This is a genomic window from Pseudomonas sp. S150 (assembly GCF_004526365.1).
GTDB classification, from domain to species: Bacteria; Pseudomonadota; Gammaproteobacteria; order Pseudomonadales; family Pseudomonadaceae; genus Aquipseudomonas; species Aquipseudomonas putida_A.
This window is the reverse complement of sequence record NZ_CP038207.1, coordinates 1,929,375-1,946,452: the sequence shown is the minus strand read 5'-3', so window position 1 is coordinate 1,946,452 and position 17,078 is coordinate 1,929,375. Positions and strand designations below refer to the sequence as shown.

Here is a 17,078-nt window from a genome sequence, read left to right as displayed (position 1 = left end):
TGCTCAGGGCGCCAGACGTTCAAGAATCCAGTTGGCGCCCTGCTGACGGTAGTTCAGGCGATCGTGCAGACGACTTGGACGGCCCTGCCAGAACTCGATGCGCTCAGGCAGCAGGCGGTAACCGCCCCAATGTTCCGGGCAGTCGGGCTGAGTATCGCTGAAGCGCTGTTCGGTGGCCTTGAGCAGATCCTCCAGCTCGCCGCGCCCGTTGATCACCCGACTCTGCGGTGAGGCCCAGGCGCCGAGCCGGCTGCCCAGCGGTCGCACCTGATAATACGCGTCGGACTCTTGCGGCGTGACCTTGACCACCCGCCCTTCGATGCGCACCTGGCGTTCCAGGGTTGGCCAGAAAAACGTCATGGCCGCGAAAGGATTCGCCGCCAGATGCTGGCCCTTGGCGCTGTCGTAGTTGGTGAAAAAGGTAAAGCCCTGCGCGTCCAGGCCCTTGAGCAGCAGAATGCGGCAATGCGGTCGACCGTCCGCATCGACCGTGGCCAGGGTCATGGCGTTGGCCTCCACCGGTGCCTGTTCGGTTTTTACCGCGTCGGCAAACCATTGGTGGAACAGCGCAAACGGTTCGCCCGGGGCTTGCGCCTCGGTCAGTCCGTCCCGGGTGTAATCACGACGCATATCTGCCAGAGCCTGGGTCATGGCGCATTCCTTTTCGTTAGCGGATCACTGCTTGGAAGTATCGCTTGCAGCAACTTTCTTGTCAGTCGCTGCGGCTTTGGCCGGGGCGGTTTTCTTGGCAGGGGTTTTTGCCGGTGCCTTGGTCGCCGCTTTTTTCGCCGGCGCCTTGGCGGCGGCTTTCTTCGCTGGAGCCTTTTTGGTTGCAGGTACGGCGGCCTTCGAAGCAGCCGGCGCCGGAGTTACCGGTTTGGCTGCAGGCTTGACGTCCTGTGCGGCAAGCATCGTGGTCGGTGCCGGCGCCGGCATGTTGTACTTGCTCAGCAGCGCAACCATGGTGTTTTGCGGGGTCACCAGCAGTTCGACGCGACGGTTCAGGGCACGGCCTTCGGCGCTGTCGTTGGCCGCACGCGGGGCATCGCCACCCATGCCACGCAGCATCAGGCGATCGCGCTGCAAGCCGCTCAAGCGGAAGATCGCCGCTACGGACTGGGCGCGCTCCTGGCTGAGTTTGACGTTGGCCGGCGCGGCACCGGTGTTGTCGCTGTGACCAAGCACCAGGACTGCGGTTTTCGGGTCAGCTTCGAGGATTTTCGCGACATTGGTGAACGGGCTGAGGGTCACCGGCAGCAGCATCGCTGGACGCTTCGGGTTGAACGAGCCTTCAACCGGCGCGATCACCACCAGCACGTTGTCACGGCGCTCAAGTTGCAGATTGCTGTCCTTGATCGCTGCACGCAGACGTGGCTCGTAGTCATCCAGCCAGGCCTGGGTGACTTTCGGGTCAGGCATCGGCACCACTTTGGCAGTCGATTGATCCTTGCCGCCGAACGGCCACCACCACTTCGTGCCGGTGTCGGCATCGGACTTGGCCACTACCGCCGGTTTGGCTTCTGGTTTGACTTCGGGTTTCACCTCGGCTTTGGCCGCCGCATCATCGGAACCGCCGAACGGCCAGTACCAGTGGCTGCTGCTTTCAGTCTTGGCCACAGGTGCGGTCGCGGCAGGTTTGAGCGGCGCCGGGGCTACGGCAGGAGCCGGGGCTGGGGCCGGCTCTTTGGCCGCCACTTTGTCGGAGGATCCGAACGGCCACCAGCTACCGCCGTCCGCATCGTTTTTAGGAGTCTGTGCACAACCGGTGATCGCAACACACAGGGCCAGGGCGAGAGTTTTTTTGGATGACATTGAAAATCCACAAAGTGAAGTAATGAAAAATCAGAGCTCTTTTGCCCGGATAAACTGACGCTTTGAATCGAAAAACCGGATCTGGTTCCAACCCTGGAACCTCATGTAAAGCTTTACAGACAAGTGGCAAGTACCCGCGCCAGTTGCTGCGCGCGCGGATCCATCAAGACGTACGGCCCAAGGGTATTTGTCACAAAACCGAACGCGACATCGTGCTCAGGATCAGCAAAACCCACTGAACCGCCCGCCCCCGGATGACCAAACGCCCGCGGGCCGAGGCCGTAGGTGGCGTTCGCCATGTCGGGTTGATCGAGCATGCAGCCCAGACCGAAGCGGGTGCGGGTCAGCAGGGTCTTGTCCTCGCCGTAGCTGTGTTCGCGGGTCAGCTCTTCGAGCATTTCGCTTTCAAGCAGGCTGCCGTCGAGCAAACCGGCGTAGAAACCGGCCAGGCTGCGCGCGTTGCCATGACCATTGGCGGCCGGCTGCTGCATGCGGCGCCATTCCGGTTTGTTGGTGCTGGTGAGCACCGACGGCGGATTGGTGAAGGCGCGAGTGGTCATGGCGGTCGGTTCGCGCATGGTCACTTGCAACAGGCGCTGGGCCGCGGCATCGCCGACGTTGCCCTTGCCCCGAGCGATGTGCGCCACGCGGTAGAACTCTTCGTCAGCCAGACCGACGTGGAAATCCAGCCCCAGCGGCTTGGCGACGCGGGCGACGATCGACTCGCCCGGCCCGCGACCGTCAGCGCGACGCAGCAACTCCCCGACCAGCCAGCCATAGGTGATGGCGGCATAGCCGTGGCCGGTGCCCGGCGTCCACCACGGCGCTTCGGCCGCAAGGGCGTCGACCATGGTCTGCCATTCGTAGAGGGCGGCGGGCGCCAGCAACTCGCGCAGGGCCGGCAGACCGGCCTGATGGCAAAGCAATTGGCGCAGGGTGACGGATTCTTTACCGGCGGCAGCGAATTCCGGCCAGTAGCGGGCAACCGGTGCATCCAGTTGCAGTTTGCCTTCGGCCACCAATTGCAATGCGGTGACCGCGGTAAAGGTCTTGGTGCAGGAAAACAGGTTGGCGATGGTGTCGCTGTGCCAGGCCTCGGTTCCGTCCTTGTCGGCAGTACCGGACCAGAGGTCGAGGACGGTTTCTCCGCCGACCTTGATGCACAGGGCTGCGCCGCGTTCCTGGGGATCGTCGAACAGTGCCGCGAAAGCCTCGCGCACCGCTTCGAATTGAAGCTCGTAATGTCCCTGAATCTGCACCCGCAACTCCCCCGCGAAAACGCTCTACAAAGTGGCCCGCATTGTTCCAGCCCTTGACGGATTTGGGAACAGCTGCGGGCCGGACGGTTACTTCCAGATGTTTGCTGAGACGGCTGCCGCCTTCGCGAGCAAGCCCGCTCCCACATTTGATCTCTGCGGCACTGGAGATCAGTGTGGGAGCGGGCTTGCTCGCGAAGAACGATGACGCGGTCTAAACCTTAATGACCATTGCCCGAATGCCCACCGGCATGCCCGCCCCCCGGGCCTTTGCCAGCTTCACCCTTGCGCCCGCCCTCCGCTTCATGACCGGCAGCGGCGGCCTTCTCAGCCTCTTTGCCCAACTGATCAACTGCCTGCAGGTTGCTCTTGCGTACCGCCTCGACAAAGCCCTGATACGGCAGATCGGTAATCCCCACCAGGCCGAAGTGCCCGTTCTCGCCATCGAGCAGACGCCCGGTCACCGGTTGATCCAGATACTGGAACCAGTGCACGCCGACAATCGACGGCTCACTCAATGCCTGTTTGAGGAAGTTGGCATACGCCGGGCCGCGATCTTCTTCCCGCGCCAGTTGCGTCACGCCACCCCAGAACGGGCCACGATCACTGGAGCCGAAGTTGAATTCGGTGATCAGTACCGGTTTGTCGAGGGCACGCAGAGCGGCGAAGTCATAGCCGTCCTGTGGTTTCAGCGTGTACATGTTGAAACTCAACACGTCGCAATACTGCGCGCAGGACGCCACCGCTTCCGGAGTGCTGGTGGCGAAACGGCCGCCGAGCAGCAACTGATTCGGCGCGTGCCATTTCAGCGAATCGGAGATGGTTTTGAAGTAGGTGTCGGCGAACACTTTCTGGAAGTATTTGAAGTCGTTTTCGATTTCCGGGTGCTCCGGATTCGGCATTGGTGGCACGAAACCCGGGTCTTCCATCAATTCCCACGCCGGCAGATCAATGCCCCACGCTTTCGACAGGCCCGCCTGGTTGCGGTACTTGTCGCGCAGTTGCTTGAGGAATGCGCGCTTGGCCGGCACGTCGGTGGTCATTTTCAATGTGCCGTAGGCCAGGGCGTAGCGCGACTGCGGGTCGTCGCCGGGGCCGGCCCAGGCCAGTTCGTTGTCGGCGTAGTAGCCGATCAGCCACGGATCATCACGATGATCGCGGGCAGCAATGGCCACAGCACGCTCGGTGGCCATGGCGAAACGCGGGTCGAACGGGTCAGGCATGCCGCCCCACCAATCGCTGCCGGTGCTGATGCTGGTGTAGTCGCCGACGATCGACAGCGGCAAGGTGTACGGCACCCGTTCGGCGTCGGCAAGCGAGTCGGCACTCCAGTTGCCGACGGTGTTGAAACCCCAGGCCTGCAGGCGATCGAGGGTGTGCGTGGCCCACTTCTGCTGATCGACCGTGGCCTTGCACGGCGCAGCGACGGGTTGATCGGCAGCCTTTTCAGCAGTCGTCGCTACGGCGTCTGTTTTCGCCGCTGCGGCGACACCGGCCTTCGCCTCGTTTGACTTTGGCACAGGCTCGGCAGCTTTTACTGCGGTTTCTTCAACCGCACCAGCCTTGGCCGCTTCAGCAATTCCGGCCTTGGTATCGCTGTCCGGTTTGCAGGGCTCGCCGTAAACCCGCTGCAGGTTGGCGCCATAGAAGTCGTACCAGCGCCCGTTGCCATAGCCGCGGCCCTGATCGGCGCCGTTGCCGCCACGGTTATCGCCTTCGCCGAAATGGCTGGCGAGCGGCTCGTCGGCCTTGGGCAGGGATTCGAACATCCACTCACGCCCGGCCACGTAAGTCTGGTTGACCTGCGGGCTGACGGTGTTCACCCCCAGCGAATAGAACGGATGCCCTTCCGGCGTCACCAGATACCAGCGACCGTCACGCTTTTCGGTGCGGAAAAAACCGCTGGCCTTGAACGCCGGGCCTTTATTCCAGCCACCGAACTTGTCCAGCGAGGACTTTTCGCGCTCGGCCAGCCAGGTTTTCAGCTGTTGCTGTTCCTTGGCGGCGGCGGATTTCAGTTGTTCGTCGTTGCTGACTTTTTCCGGCCATTTGCTGCGGGTCGATTGACCGTAGGCGTCCACCAGATTGCCGTAGACAGCCTGGGTCACGGCATCGCCGTCCTGCACGCCGAATCGCTCGAGCAGCAGGCTCTGCGCGGCTTTCGGCTGATCCATCCACAGACTCACCGACACCACCTGGCTGCGATCGAGTTCACCGCTGCTGCTGGCCAGCAGAATTCGCTGGCCATCAACATTCATCGGCATCGGCGGCCCGGCCTTCATGCCCTGGCTCAGCGGCGAGGTCGCCACCAGCGGCACCAAAAGGGTTTGCGCCGGGCCGGCCGGCAGGTCGACGCGGCTGGTCAGGGTCTGGCCGTTGTTACTCTGGATTTGCACATAGACCGTCACGGCCCAGTTCATTGCGCTTTGCAGACGCAGGCTCATCATGCCCGACTGCGACCAGTCCCAGGCGCCGGTTTGCGGAGTCAGACGCAGGGTCGGGCGAGCCACCGGGTTGAACGTCACTCGGCGCAACACTTCACCTTCAGGGGTTTGCTCGGCGTTGGCTTGTGGCAGGTCAGTGTTTTCGGTGACGACTTTCACCACGTCGGCAGGACGGACGAAGTTGAACAGGGTCTGCTGACCCGCAGGCGCCGCCAGTAACGGGGCAGCGAAAATCAAGGCGAATACGGCAGGCAACGAACGACGAATCATAAGAACGGAGTTCTCCCTAACGACCAACTAAGGCCAATGGAAAAGCATGGCAGAGAGATAGACAACGCGGCGGGCAAAACTGCCCACCGTTGTCTCAGGATATTTCACGACGGAATGGCGGCAACGCATTGAGGATCGCCTTGCCGTAGCGCTGGGTGACCAGGCGCCGATCGAGCAAGGTGATGGTGCCGCGGTCTTCTTCGGTACGCAGCAGACGCCCGCAGGCCTGAACCAGTTTCAGCGAGGCATCGGGCACCGAGATTTCCATGAACGGATTGCCGCCCCGGGCCTCGATCCACTCCGACAGCGCCGCCTCGACCGGGTCGTCCGGCACCGAGAACGGGATCTTGGCGATCACCACGTGCTCGCAGTACGCCCCCGGCAAGTCCACCCCTTCGGCGAAACTGGCAAGACCGAACAGCACGCTGGAATCGCCGCCATCGACCCGCGCCTTGTGCTTGTTCAGGGTTTCCTGTTTCGACAGGTTGCCTTGAATGAACACTTGCTTGCGCCAGTCGCGGTCGAGGCCATCGAACACGTCCTGCATCTGTTTGCGCGAGGAGAACAGCACCAGCGTGCCGCGCGAGCCTTCGACCAGATCCGGCAACTCGCGGATGATCGCCGCGGTGTGAGCAGCGGCGTCGCGTGGGTCGGCCTTCAGATCCGGGACCCGCAGCACGCCGGCGTCGGCATGATGAAACGGGCTCGGCACAACGGCAGTGACCGCTTTTTTCGGCAGACCGGCGCGCATGCGGAAACGGTCGAAAGTGCCCAGTGCCGTCAAGGTTGCCGAGGTCACTAGGCAGCCGTAGGCCACGTTCCACAGGCTGCGGCGCAAGGTTTCTGCGGCGAGAATCGGGCTGGCGTTGACCTCGATGTCGAACAGCGAACCGCTCTCGGCCAGTGTCAGCCAGCGCGCCATCGGCGGGCTGTCTTCCGGGTCTTCGGCGGTAAATGCAGTCCACAATTCCCAGTTGCCCGACGCCCGCGACAACAGGCTGCCGAACAGCGGATACCACTCCTCGGCCTGATTGCTGGCGATGCCGATGTTGACCTCGCCGTCCATGCCTTCCTTGAGCAGGTCGGTCAGGCGGGTGAACAGATCGTTGAGCCGCGAATAGCCTTTTTTCAACTCGATGCCCATTTCGCGCATGTGCTCGGGAATCACCCCGCCGACGAAACGATGGCGTGGCCGCTCGCGACCTTCGACGTCTTCGCCGGGTTTGAAATCGGCAATCTGCTCGCACGCGGTGAACATGAACTGCTGCTGGGTCTTGATCTCGCGCGCCAGCTCGGGCACTTGCTCGATCAGCTTGCCGAGATCGCCCGGCAACGGATGCTGGGCCAACAATTTGGTGAGGTTCTTCGCGGTGGTTTCCAGCCAGTCGGCGGTGGAACGCAGGCGCGTGTAGTGGGCGAAGTGGCCGATGGCCTTGTCCGGCAGGTGATGGCCTTCGTCGAACACGTAAATGGTGTCACGCGGATCCGGTAGTACCGCGCCGCCGCCCAAAGCGAGGTCAGCCAGCACCATGTCGTGGTTGGTGACGATCACGTCGACCTTGCCCATGCCTTCGCGCGCCTTGTAGAAAGCGCATTGGCCGAAGTTCGGGCAGTGGCGATTGGTGCACTGGCTGTGATCGGTGGTCAGGCGCGCCCAGTCGGCGTCTTCCAGCGCGTTGGGCCAGCTGTCGCGGTCGCCGTCCCATTTATTGCCGGCGAGCTTCTCGATCATGCTGGTAAACAGCTTCTGACTCGCCTCGTCGACCTCGATCTTGAAGCCTTCTTCTTCGAACAGCTGGGCGGTGGCGGTTTGCGCGTGGCCTTCCTGCAGCAGCATGTCGAGCTTGGACAGGCACATGTAGCGACCACGGCCCTTGGCCAGCGCGAAGCTGAAGTTCAGCCCGCTGTTGCGCATCAGGTCGGGCAAGTCCTTGTAGACGATCTGCTCTTGCAGGGCCACGGTCGCGGTGGCGATCACCAGGCGCTTGCCGGCCAGCTTCGCCGTCGGGATCGCCGCCAGGCTGTAGGCCACGGTCTTGCCGGTACCGGTGCCGGCTTCCACCGCGACAATCGCGGGGTCGCCACTGCGCCGGCCTTCGTCGTCGGTGTCGATATCCCCGAGGACTTTGGCGATTTCAGCGATCATCAGGCGCTGGCCGTAACGCGGCTTGAGGCTCTTGGCTTCAAGAAAACGCGAATAGGCGCCCTGGATCGTGGTTTTGAGTTCAGTGCTGATCATTGATTGTCGGGCGCTAAAAACGCTGGATAAATTTTCAGTGGTTTCGGATGGCGGCTATCATACCCCGCTAATTAATCCCGCGCAGAACGGAGTGCCCCAATGACACCTTTTAGCCTCGTTTATCCGCTGCATGTCCTGTCCGCCCTGGTCTGGGTCGGCGGCATGTTTTTCGCCTGGATGGTCCTGCGCCCGGCGGCGGTCAAGGCTCTCGACGGCCCTGCTCGCCTGACCTTGTGGGTGGAAGTGTTTCAAGGTTTTTTCCGCTGGGTCTGGGTCGCGGTGATCCTGTTGCCGATCAGCGGCGTGGGCATGTTGCATTTACAGCAGGTCGGTTTCGAGACCGCGCCGAAGTACGTCCAGGTGATGATCGGGCTATACGTGGTGATGACGGCGCTGTTCATCCGGATTCAGGGTTTGATGCTGCCGGAATTGCGTAAAGCGGTGGAAGCCAAGGACTGGCCGGCGGGCGCGGCAGTGCTGGGGCGGATTCGCCGGGTGGTGGGGATCAACTTGATTGTCGGTTTGGTGCTGGTGGCGATTGCCGCGGCGCGGCCGATGTTCTGACCCACCCCATTTTTTTTGCGCTGTGAACACTGTTGTGGTGTGGGGATTTATCCCCGATGGCGCGCGAAGCGGCCCCAAATCAGCTGACGCGTTCAATCTGAAGAAACGCGGTATCTGGAGTGGGCTGCTTCGCAGCCCATCGGGGATAAATCCCCTCACCACAATTGTGAATAGCGCGGTTATTCAGAGGCGCTGTACGGTCACAGCCCCCGCCGCACCCACCGGCCCAGGCTGACCATCCGCACCGGCCTTGCCGTTCTTGCCGCCATCGGCGCGATACACCAGGCAGCCCTTGGACTGGCCGCCCTTGCCCGCCTTGCCGCCAACACCCGCTGGACCACCGGCGCCGCCCGCAACGTTGACCTTGATCAGCTCGGCCGGAAACTCGCGCGGCACTTCAAGACGCACCAACGCACCCGGTGCGCCCGGCTGACCGTCGCTGCCGTTGCTGCCATCAAAACCATGACCGGCCGCGCCCCAGGTACAGCCCGGATCTTCGCCGTTGCCGCCATCCAGGCCGACGAAACCCGGTGCGCCGGTGCCGCCACGGGCATCGACAAACAGTTTTGGCGCGTTCAGCGCCTTGAACTGCAAATTCAGATTGCGCCCGGCACGGGCAGCTTTTTCATAGGTGCCCGGCGCGCCACGTGCGGTGATCAGGCTGCCTTCGGACAGTTCGGCACGAATGACTTTCATGTCCAGCGCCTGTTCACTCGGGACGATCGCAATGCGCGCTTCATGGCCCAGGCGCAATTCGCCGACGGTCAGCTCGGTCACATTGGCAGGAATCAGCAAGGTGCCATAGTCCGCCACGTCCAGCCGTTCCAGCTGCAAGGTGCTGGCGGTGTTGGGCAAACGCATCAGGGAGTTGGTTTCGACGCTGACCACCTGGGCGCAGGCCAGAGGACTGATGAGTGCAGCGAGCAGGCAAAGTTTACGCATGGGAAGAAGCCTCCGGAGCGGCCGGGGCCGGGATGGTTTGCAGGTGAAAAACGCCGAACAGCAGGATGCGCAGACGGTCGCGCCACGGGTTGGCACGCCCTTTGAGGCGCGAGAAAAGCAACTCCAGCACATGCAGCGCCAGCAGCGAGGCACCGGCCAGATTGACCAGCGCATGCAGCGGATGCACAAACGGCAGCAGCAGATTGACCACCACCACGCACCAGAACAGCAGGGTCAGCAAACGCCCCAGCCCCCAGAAAACCTTCATACGCTCCCCCGTGTCGGAATTATTCTTTGGGCGCACAGTAACGGCTTACGCGGGGGATAAGCCAGAGGGGCAAAAGAAAAAACTTTTGTCAGTCGTCGGATCGCTGCCGGTTCGACGACGATCGTCGACCGGCAGCTCTAGCCTGCGGACTACAGACAAGTCCTAGCGATTGATATGCAACTCCACCCGACGGTTTTTCGCCCGTCCCTCGTCCGTTGCGTTATCGGCCACCGGCTCGCTCTCGCCGCGCCCTTCACTGGTCAGTTTGTCCGGCGCCAGGCCCTGACTCAGCAGGTACGCCGCCACGCTGCTGGCGCGTCGTTCCGACAGTGCCTGGTTATAGGCGTCCGAACCTTTACTGTCGGTATGACCGATGACCTTGATGCTGACCACGTCGGCGTTGCGCAATTTGTCCATCAGCGTATCGAGCTGGGCCTTGGCGGCCGGGGTCAGATCCGACTTGTCGAAATCGAACAACACATTACCGGCATCGCTGAGGGTGATGACTTCCGATTGCGGCGCAGGTTCGGGAGCTTTTGCAGTGACCGGATATTGCGGCAGCGGACAGCCGCGATGATCGACCGGGGTATTGGCCTGGGTGTCAGGGCAACGGTCGCGGCGGTCGAACACGCCATCGCCGTCTTCATCGCCATCCTGGGCATAACAGATCAGCCCGCCAGTCAGAATCCCCAACGCCGCACCGCCACCGGCCCAGCCGCCACTTTCAATGGCGCCAAGACCGCCACCGACCAGCCCGCCGATCAGGCTGCAGATCGGCCACGTACGTTGATTGAGGGGGGCATCGCCATCGCTATGAGTGGCGCAACCGGTGAGCAGGCTGCCCAGCAGCAGCACCGGCAAGACGGACCTTGAGAAAACAGTCATTGTGAAAGCTCCTGTGTCACCGGCCCATACCGGTTACACAGGAGTAAAGACCCGCATCCGCGACTGCACAAGCCGCGGATGCGAGAGGGGCTAGCGGACGATTTTGATTTCGGTACGACGGTTCTGTGCGCGACCGTCTGCGGTTTTGTTATCCGCCACTGGCTGGCTTTCACCCATGCCCGAGACCGAAACGAAGCTGGCACGCGGCACACCCTGCTGGATCAGGTATTCCACCACCGAGTGCGCACGGCGATCCGACAGTTTTTTGTTGTAGGCATCGCTGCCGACGCTGTCGGTGTGGCCGGTCACGGTCAGTTGCGCCGTGGACGACTCTTGTTTCAGGCGCGTGGCGACTTTATCCAGCACCTGTTTGTCGGAGCCGGTCAGGGTGGCTTTGTCGAACTGGAAGTGCACATCGCGAATGACGATAGTTTCTTCCTTGACCACAACCGCCTCTTCTACCACTGGCGCAGGGGCAGGTGGTGGGCAGCCGTCAGCATCGACCTGCACGCCTTTAGGCGTGTGCGGGCACTTGTCGCGACTGTCCGGCACACCATCGCCGTCTTCGTCGCCATCACCGTGCACCCAGCAATAGGCGGCTGCCGTACCACCGACCACCAGCGCGCCATAACCGGCCCACGCCGAACTTTCCGTCGCGCCGAGACCGGCACCGACTACACCACCGACCGCCGCACAGGTCGGCCAGTCGGTTTTCTGCAAACCTGCGCAACCAGTCAACACACTGGTTAGCAGAATCAAAGGTAATGCTGTCCGAACTATGCTCATCTGGTTTTCTCCTGAGGGATCGGCTTAGAACCGATTCACGGAGTAAAGACCGGAGTTTTAATCTCCGCCAGCAATAGGCCACTGGCATTTGGGACCGTGTTCACAAGGATTCGGCACTTTTGCCGCCCGCGGCAAATCGGGGTCTAGGCCGGATCCGTCTGGCGCGCTAGTCTTGGCGATCTGATTGAGGAGCTTCGATGAACGTCGCCATTTCTTCGCGCACGCCGCAACAGGCGCTGGCTGCTTTACTGGATCGCTATGCCCCGGCGCGTCTGCTGCTGATCGGCGCCAGCGAATTTCCGGCGCTCGCCGCTTTCAAGCAGGCACATCCAGACACCTGCGTGGCCCACGCCGCACCCGGTGCATTGCCCGCCGAACTCGCGGCGCGGCGCTTCGACCTGGCGCTGGTGGTCGATTGCCTTGAGCACCTGCCCAAGCGTGACGGCTTGAATCTGCTGGGCGGGATTCGCAACCTCAACGCCAGCCGCATTGCAGTGCTGGCGGATCTGCCGGCCAGCGGCTGGCAGGAAACCGATTTCTACTCGCTGGCGCTGCAGGCCAGTGAACGCTTCCAGCGTGACGATCAGGTACTGACCCTGTTCACCTATGATCTGCTTGACTACAAACAAGTCCCCGACTGGCTCAACTCGCGATTCTGGGCCAATCCGGAAAACTTCGGCAAATACTGGTGGTAATGCAATGAGTACAGCCATTTGCCCGTGCGGCAGCGGCAACCTGCTGGAGGCCTGCTGCGGCCACTATCACGAAGGCCACCCGGCGCCTTGCGCCGAAGCGCTGATGCGTTCGCGCTACAGCGCCTACGTGCTGGGGCTGATCGATTATCTGGTGGCCACCACCCTGCCCGCCCAGCAGGCCGGTCTGGATCGCCAGTCGATCAGCGCCTGGAGCGCGCAGAGCACCTGGCTCGGCCTTGAGGTCGAAAGCTCGGAAGTGTTCGGCGGCCAACCCGAGCATGCCTTCGTCACCTTTACCGCGCGCTGGCACGACAGCCAGGGCGAACACAGCCACCGCGAGCGCTCCTCGTTCGTGCAAAACGCCGGGCGCTGGTACTTCATCGACCCGACCGTGCAGTTGAAGCTGGGGCGCAATGACGCGTGCCCGTGTGCCAGCGGGCAGAAGTTCAAGAAGTGCTGTGCGGGGTATTTCGGCGCATAAAGGGAAGTGCCGACTAGACTGGGGCACAAAGGGAGTTTTTTCGATGCTCGGTCACTGTCGCACACTGCATGGCTTGTTATTGATGCTGATCCTGAACCTCGGCGGTTGCGCCTCATGGTTCAGCGACGACAGCGTCGACCCCGCCGTGCACCTGGTAAAAGTCGAGGTGGTGCGGGCCAAGCTGCTCGAACAGAAATTCATCCTGCACTTTCGCATCGACAACCCAAACGACAGCGACCTGACGGTGCGCGGCATGGAATATCGCATTCATCTGGCAGACCTGTTGCTTGCCGAAGGCGAGCATGAACACTGGATCACGGTAGGGCCGAAAAGCAGCGCGTTCTATCGGATACCGATCCGCACCAACCTGTGGCCGCGGGTCAAGGACGTGGTGAAAATGCTGAAAAGTCAGCACCAGCAGGTGCCCTATCGATTGCAGGGTGAGATGGAAACCGGTTTATTCATCGCCCACTACGTGCACCTGGAGCGCAATGGCGTGATAATCCCCGCCGATTTAATTCCGGAGCACAACCGATGACTCAGCAACCTCATGTCCATGGCCCTGATTGCAACCACGATCATGACCATCATCACGATCACGATCATGGCCATGTCCACGGCCCGAACTGCGGCCACGCCCACCAGGAACCGGTGCGCAACGCCCTGAAAGACGTCGGCCGCAACGACCCTTGCCCATGCGGCAACGGCAAGAAATTCAAGAAGTGCCACGGCGCTTGATGCTTCAGGTGAAGATATTTTTCGCCTGACACATTGCCTTCGCGAGCAAGCCCGCTCCCACAGTTGACCGCGTTCCCGCTGACTGAACGCAGTCGACTGTGGGAGCGGGCTTGCTCGCGAATGTGCCGGTACATTCACCCCAAAATGTTCAGACAGCCGCCAGAATCTGCGCAGCGCTGACCACCGTCGCATACTCCCCGTGCACATTCCCCAGCGACATCCCGTGCACTTCTTCGGCTGAACGCGGTGTGCCGAAATAATCGGCCTTGTCGAAGGTGAAACACGCATCCTCCGCCACCCACGCCTCAAACCCCAGATTGCCCGCCGTGCGCGCTGTGGATTCCACCGAGTTGTTGGTCGCTACACCAACAATGATCAATTGCCCGATCCCCGCCTCACGCAGCTGCGCTTCCAGCCCCGTGGCACAAAACGCATCCGGTACCTGTTTCTGGATCAGCCATTCACCGTCCTGCGGCATGAATCGCTGCTGAAATTCCACCCCTGACTGCCCGGGCCAGAACACCGAATCCGGTTCACGCGACAGATGCTGCACATGAATCACCGGCCGCCCGCTACTGCGCCACGCCCTCAGTAAATCGAGCATGCGTTCTTCGGCCTGTGGATTATTCCGCCTACCCAGTCGCGGCTGCAGAATGCCTTGTTGCTGGTCGATGATGATCAGTGCGGCGTTGGCCTTGAGCTCCATGGCGTTTTTTTCTCATGCGGGGTCAGTGAGCTCCGCAGTTCAGCATCACCGCCACTTATTAAGCAAGCTATCGAACACGGCAGATTGAAGCGCTTTGTGGTGAGGGGATTTATCCCCGATGGGCAGCGAAGCGGCCCTAATTCCTGCAACCGAGACAGAGCTGACCCACCGAGATGGCAGGTTTGGGGCTGCTGCGCTGCCCATCGGGGATAAATCCCCTCACCACAGGTTCTGTCACACCTCACAAATAAGTTTGTCCCCCGCTTGCGCGGCCATCTCCTGCTCACTAACGTAGCGGCTTTATTGCGCCCCCAGCCTCTACACCCCCGCAGGAGCTTTGCCATGGCCTCGCCAGCCCTCACACATTTTCTTCCCCGGTTCGGCGTTGCCGCAGCAGTGACCGGTGTCTTGAGCCTGTCCGGTTGCCAGACCTGGAACGCGCAGGACACCGTTCCTCCCACCTCCGGCGTGCAACCGCTCAAGGGTCTGGCACAGAACGTCTCGGTACGCCGCAATGCCATGGGCATGCCGTTGATCGAAAGCAACAGCTTCCACGACGCGCTGTTCACCCTCGGTTACGTGCATGCCAGCGACCGCATCAACCAAATGGTCACCCTGCGCCTGCTGGCCCAGGGGCGTCTGGCGGAAATGTCCGGGCCGTCGATGCTCGATGCCGACCGCTACATGCGCGCGGTCAACCTGAAGAAAAGCGCCGACGAGCTGTACAAGGCCTCGTCGCCACGCCTCAAGCGTTTCTTCGAAGTCTATGCGCGGGGCGTCAACGCCTACCTGTTCCGCTACGCCGACAAACTGCCGGGCGATCTCGCCGCCAGCGGCTACAAGCCGGAATACTGGAAACCGGAAGATTCGGCGCTGATGTTCGCGTTGCTGAACTTCAGCCAGTCGGCCAACCTGCCGGAAGAGATCTCATCCCTGGTGCTGGCGCAAACCGTGACCAGCGACAAACTCGCCTGGCTGACCCCGTCCGCACCCGATGAAAATCTGCCACTGGCCGAGGCCGACAAGCTGCAAGGCCTCAAGCTCAACGGGCAGATCCCTGGCCTGACGGAGCTGAGTAACGCCAGCCAACAATTGGCGGCGGTGAATCTGCTCGGCGCCAGCACCTCGAACAACTGGGCCATTGCCCCGCAACGCAGCCGCAGCGGCAAGAGCATTCTCGCCAGTGACAGCCACGGCCCACTGGCGGCACTGTCGCTGTGGACCTTCGTGCAGATCCGCGCGCCGAAATATCAGGCCGCCGGTGTCACCGTTGCCGGTTTGCCGATGATCCTCGGAGGCTTCAACGGCAAAGTCGCGTGGAGCGCCACCAGCGTGCTCGGCGACAATCAGGACCTGTTCCTGGAAAAAATCCGCCGTCAGGGCAACAGCCTGACCTATGAGGTCAATGGCAAATGGCAGCCGCTGGGCGTGCGCAACGAAACCTATTTCGTCAAAGGCCAGCGACCAATTCGCGAAGCGGTGTACGAAACCCGCCACGGCGCGCTGCTCAACAGTGCTCAGGCCGTACAGGGCAACGGTTTTGGTCTGGCCCTGCAAACCCCGAGCTTCACCGACGACAAATCGCTGGACGCATTTTTTGACCTGACCCGTGCGCAGAACGTTGAACGCGCGTCAGACGCCAGCCGCGAGATCCGCGCCATCGCCCTGAACATGGTATTCGCCGACGCCAGCAACATCGGCTGGCAGGTCACCGGGCGTTTCCCCAACCGGCGCGAAGGCGAAGGCCTGCTGCCATCGCCGGGCTGGGAAGGTCGTTATGACTGGGACGGTTACGCCGACCCGATGTTGCACCCGTACGATCAGGACCCGACCCAGGGCTGGCTCGGCACCGCCAACCAGCGGGTCATTCCTCACGGCTACGGCATGCAGTTGTCCAACTCGTGGGCGGCGCCGGAGCGCGGTGAGCGCTTGGCGGAACTGGCCAACAGCGGCAAACAGGACGGTCGCAGCGTGATCGCCATGCAGTACGACCAGACCACCACCTTCGCTGCCAAGCTGAAGAAAATGTTTGAAGCGCCGGGCATGAAGCAGCCGCTGAAACAGGCGATCGACGCCCTGCCGGAAGCCGATCGCAACAAGGCGCGCGAGGCGTTCACCCGATTGATGGCGTTTGACGGCAAGCTCAGCCCGACCTCGGCGGATGCGGCGATCTATGAACTGTTCCTGCAAGAAAGCATGAAGCAGATCTTCCTCGATGAGCTCGGCCCCGAGTCGAGTCCGGCGTGGAAAGCCTTTGTTGCCAATGGCGACTTGTCCTACGCGGCGCAGGCCGATCACCTGCTCGGGCGCGAAGACAGCCCGTTCTGGGATGACTTGCGTACCCCGCAGAAAGAAGACAAAGCCGTGATTCTGGCGCGCAGTCTGGCCGCCGCGATCAACGCTGGCGACAGTCAGTTGGGTGGCGATCACAAGGCCTGGCAGTGGGGCAAACTGCACAGCTACACGTGGAAAAACGCCAATGGCCAGACCGTTCGCGGCCCGCTGGCAGCCGGCGGCGATCACACCACGCTCAATACTGCGGCGTTTGCCTGGGGCAAGGACTTCAACACCACGCGTGCGCCGTCGATGCGTTTCATCGTTGATTTCAGCCAGGCTGAGCCGCTGATGGGCCAGAACGGCACCGGCCAGTCCGGCAACCCGGCCAGCCCGAACTACCTCAACGGCATCGATGCGTGGCTCAAGGGTCAGTACATCGGCTTGCCGATGCAGCCGCAGAACTTTGACCGGGTGTATGGCAAGACGCGTTTGACCCTCACACCGGGCAAGTAAGGCACAGATCAAAAGTCCCTCACCCTAACCCTCTCCCAAGGGAGAGGGGACCGACGGAGTTGTTCTTTCGCAATACACCGACCTGAACCGTCGCGCCGAATCCATAATCGACGCGGACTTTCAGGTCGATGTAGCTCGCCAGACACCTCGGTCGGCTCCCTCTCCCTCCGGGAGAGGGCTGGGGTGAGGGAGCTTTGAAAAT

16 protein-coding genes are annotated in these 17,078 nt (G+C 61.9%); 6 read left to right on the top strand and 10 right to left on the bottom strand.

Annotation, left to right across the window (positions count from 1 at the left end; genetic code table 11):
- Positions 1 to 3: 3 nt before the first annotated feature.
- From pdxH to dinG, 5 genes are all read right to left on the bottom strand, one after another.
- Positions 4 to 651, bottom strand: a complete 648-nt coding sequence (pdxH, locus tag E3Z29_RS08925) for a pyridoxamine 5'-phosphate oxidase (RefSeq protein WP_098967557.1) — start codon at positions 649 to 651, stop codon at positions 4 to 6.
- Positions 652 to 675: 24 nt separating this feature from the next.
- Positions 676 to 1,812 carry an OmpA family protein gene (locus E3Z29_RS08920; protein WP_134785588.1) on the bottom strand — a complete coding sequence of 379 codons (1,137 nt, stop codon included), beginning with the start codon at positions 1,810 to 1,812 and terminating at the stop codon, positions 676 to 678.
- 113 nt (positions 1,813 to 1,925) lie between these two features.
- On the bottom strand, positions 1,926 to 3,071 hold the full coding sequence (locus E3Z29_RS08915) for a serine hydrolase domain-containing protein (protein ID WP_134785587.1): 1,146 nt from the start codon (positions 3,069 to 3,071) through the stop codon (positions 1,926 to 1,928).
- 218 nt (positions 3,072 to 3,289) lie between these two features.
- Positions 3,290 to 5,782: a beta-galactosidase gene (locus tag E3Z29_RS08910; RefSeq protein WP_134785586.1), complete on the bottom strand. Its 2,493-nt coding sequence runs from the start codon at positions 5,780 to 5,782 to the stop codon at positions 3,290 to 3,292.
- Between the two features lie 94 nt (positions 5,783 to 5,876).
- Positions 5,877 to 8,021, bottom strand: a complete 2,145-nt coding sequence (gene dinG, locus E3Z29_RS08905; RefSeq protein WP_003222341.1) for an ATP-dependent DNA helicase DinG — start codon at positions 8,019 to 8,021, stop codon at positions 5,877 to 5,879.
- Positions 8,022 to 8,120: 99 nt separating this feature from the next.
- On the opposite strand from dinG, the gene E3Z29_RS08900 reads away from it, so the two are divergent.
- Entirely contained in the window at positions 8,121 to 8,585 is a 465-nt protein-coding gene (locus E3Z29_RS08900) for a DUF2269 family protein (RefSeq protein WP_095138445.1), read from the top strand.
- Between the two features lie 183 nt (positions 8,586 to 8,768).
- Here the strand turns inward: E3Z29_RS08900 and E3Z29_RS08895 are convergent, their stop codons facing one another.
- From E3Z29_RS08895 to E3Z29_RS08880, 4 genes are all read right to left on the bottom strand, one after another.
- Positions 8,769 to 9,527 (bottom strand): hypothetical protein, encoded by a 759-nt coding sequence (locus E3Z29_RS08895; protein WP_098967549.1) that lies wholly within the window; start codon positions 9,525 to 9,527, stop codon positions 8,769 to 8,771.
- Positions 9,520 to 9,795 (bottom strand): DUF1145 domain-containing protein, encoded by a 276-nt coding sequence (locus E3Z29_RS08890; protein ID WP_134785585.1) that lies wholly within the window; start codon positions 9,793 to 9,795, stop codon positions 9,520 to 9,522. The genes E3Z29_RS08895 and E3Z29_RS08890 overlap by 8 nt, the downstream gene beginning before the upstream one ends.
- 162 nt (positions 9,796 to 9,957) lie before the next feature.
- The gene (locus E3Z29_RS08885) at positions 9,958 to 10,680 is read right to left on the bottom strand and encodes an OmpA family protein (protein WP_134785584.1); all 723 of its coding nucleotides are present in this window, start codon (positions 10,678 to 10,680) and stop codon (positions 9,958 to 9,960) included.
- 90 nt (positions 10,681 to 10,770) lie between these two features.
- A complete protein-coding gene (locus E3Z29_RS08880) occupies positions 10,771 to 11,466 on the bottom strand; it encodes an OmpA family protein (RefSeq protein ID WP_098967546.1) in 696 nt (231 codons plus the stop codon).
- Between the two features lie 197 nt (positions 11,467 to 11,663).
- Between E3Z29_RS08880 and E3Z29_RS08875 the strand changes: the two genes are divergently transcribed.
- The 4 genes from E3Z29_RS08875 to E3Z29_RS08860 are packed head-to-tail and all read left to right on the top strand — an operon-like array spanning position 11,664 to position 13,380.
- The gene (locus E3Z29_RS08875) at positions 11,664 to 12,161 is read left to right on the top strand and encodes a DUF6231 family protein (protein WP_027614357.1); all 498 of its coding nucleotides are present in this window, start codon (positions 11,664 to 11,666) and stop codon (positions 12,159 to 12,161) included.
- Positions 12,162 to 12,165: 4 nt separating this feature from the next.
- Positions 12,166 to 12,642, top strand: a complete 477-nt coding sequence (locus E3Z29_RS08870) for a YchJ family protein (RefSeq protein WP_027614356.1) — start codon at positions 12,166 to 12,168, stop codon at positions 12,640 to 12,642.
- Between the two features lie 43 nt (positions 12,643 to 12,685).
- The gene (locus E3Z29_RS08865; protein ID WP_027614355.1) at positions 12,686 to 13,180 is read left to right on the top strand and encodes an LEA type 2 family protein; all 495 of its coding nucleotides are present in this window, start codon (positions 12,686 to 12,688) and stop codon (positions 13,178 to 13,180) included.
- A complete protein-coding gene (locus E3Z29_RS08860) occupies positions 13,177 to 13,380 on the top strand; it encodes an SEC-C metal-binding domain-containing protein (protein WP_003198420.1) in 204 nt (67 codons plus the stop codon). The genes E3Z29_RS08865 and E3Z29_RS08860 overlap by 4 nt, the downstream gene beginning before the upstream one ends.
- Positions 13,381 to 13,528: 148 nt before the next feature.
- Here E3Z29_RS08860 and E3Z29_RS08855 read toward each other — a convergent pair whose 3' ends face one another.
- Positions 13,529 to 14,086 (bottom strand): cysteine hydrolase family protein, encoded by a 558-nt coding sequence (locus tag E3Z29_RS08855; protein ID WP_134785583.1) that lies wholly within the window; start codon positions 14,084 to 14,086, stop codon positions 13,529 to 13,531.
- A 342-nt stretch (positions 14,087 to 14,428) separates the two neighbouring features.
- Between E3Z29_RS08855 and E3Z29_RS08850 the strand changes: the two genes are divergently transcribed.
- The gene (locus E3Z29_RS08850; RefSeq protein ID WP_134785582.1) at positions 14,429 to 16,876 is read left to right on the top strand and encodes a penicillin acylase family protein; all 2,448 of its coding nucleotides are present in this window, start codon (positions 14,429 to 14,431) and stop codon (positions 16,874 to 16,876) included.
- The last annotated feature ends 202 nt before the right edge of the window (positions 16,877 to 17,078 follow it).

What these genes read in the sequence shown, in the direction of transcription:
- E3Z29_RS08880 (WP_098967546.1), bottom strand. Translation starts at nt 11,466, where the DNA reads ATGAGCATAGTTCGGACAGCATTACCTTTGATTCTGCTAACCAGTGTG.
- E3Z29_RS08900 (WP_095138445.1), top strand. Translation starts at nt 8,121, where the DNA reads ATGACACCTTTTAGCCTCGTTTATCCGCTGCATGTCCTGTCCGCCCTG.
- E3Z29_RS08895 (WP_098967549.1), bottom strand. Translation starts at nt 9,527, where the DNA reads ATGCGTAAACTTTGCCTGCTCGCTGCACTCATCAGTCCTCTGGCCTGC.
- E3Z29_RS08890 (WP_134785585.1), bottom strand. Translation starts at nt 9,795, where the DNA reads ATGAAGGTTTTCTGGGGGCTGGGGCGTTTGCTGACCCTGCTGTTCTGG.
- E3Z29_RS08910 (WP_134785586.1), bottom strand. Translation starts at nt 5,782, where the DNA reads ATGATTCGTCGTTCGTTGCCTGCCGTATTCGCCTTGATTTTCGCTGCC.
- E3Z29_RS08875 (WP_027614357.1), top strand. Translation starts at nt 11,664, where the DNA reads ATGAACGTCGCCATTTCTTCGCGCACGCCGCAACAGGCGCTGGCTGCT.
- dinG (WP_003222341.1), bottom strand. Translation starts at nt 8,021, where the DNA reads ATGATCAGCACTGAACTCAAAACCACGATCCAGGGCGCCTATTCGCGT.
- E3Z29_RS08865 (WP_027614355.1), top strand. Translation starts at nt 12,686, where the DNA reads ATGCTCGGTCACTGTCGCACACTGCATGGCTTGTTATTGATGCTGATC.
- E3Z29_RS08855 (WP_134785583.1), bottom strand. Translation starts at nt 14,086, where the DNA reads ATGGAGCTCAAGGCCAACGCCGCACTGATCATCATCGACCAGCAACAA.
- E3Z29_RS08870 (WP_027614356.1), top strand. Translation starts at nt 12,166, where the DNA reads ATGAGTACAGCCATTTGCCCGTGCGGCAGCGGCAACCTGCTGGAGGCC.
- E3Z29_RS08860 (WP_003198420.1), top strand. Translation starts at nt 13,177, where the DNA reads ATGACTCAGCAACCTCATGTCCATGGCCCTGATTGCAACCACGATCAT.
- E3Z29_RS08885 (WP_134785584.1), bottom strand. Translation starts at nt 10,680, where the DNA reads ATGACTGTTTTCTCAAGGTCCGTCTTGCCGGTGCTGCTGCTGGGCAGC.
- E3Z29_RS08850 (WP_134785582.1), top strand. Translation starts at nt 14,429, where the DNA reads ATGGCCTCGCCAGCCCTCACACATTTTCTTCCCCGGTTCGGCGTTGCC.
- E3Z29_RS08920 (WP_134785588.1), bottom strand. Translation starts at nt 1,812, where the DNA reads ATGTCATCCAAAAAAACTCTCGCCCTGGCCCTGTGTGTTGCGATCACC.
- pdxH (WP_098967557.1), bottom strand. Translation starts at nt 651, where the DNA reads ATGACCCAGGCTCTGGCAGATATGCGTCGTGATTACACCCGGGACGGA.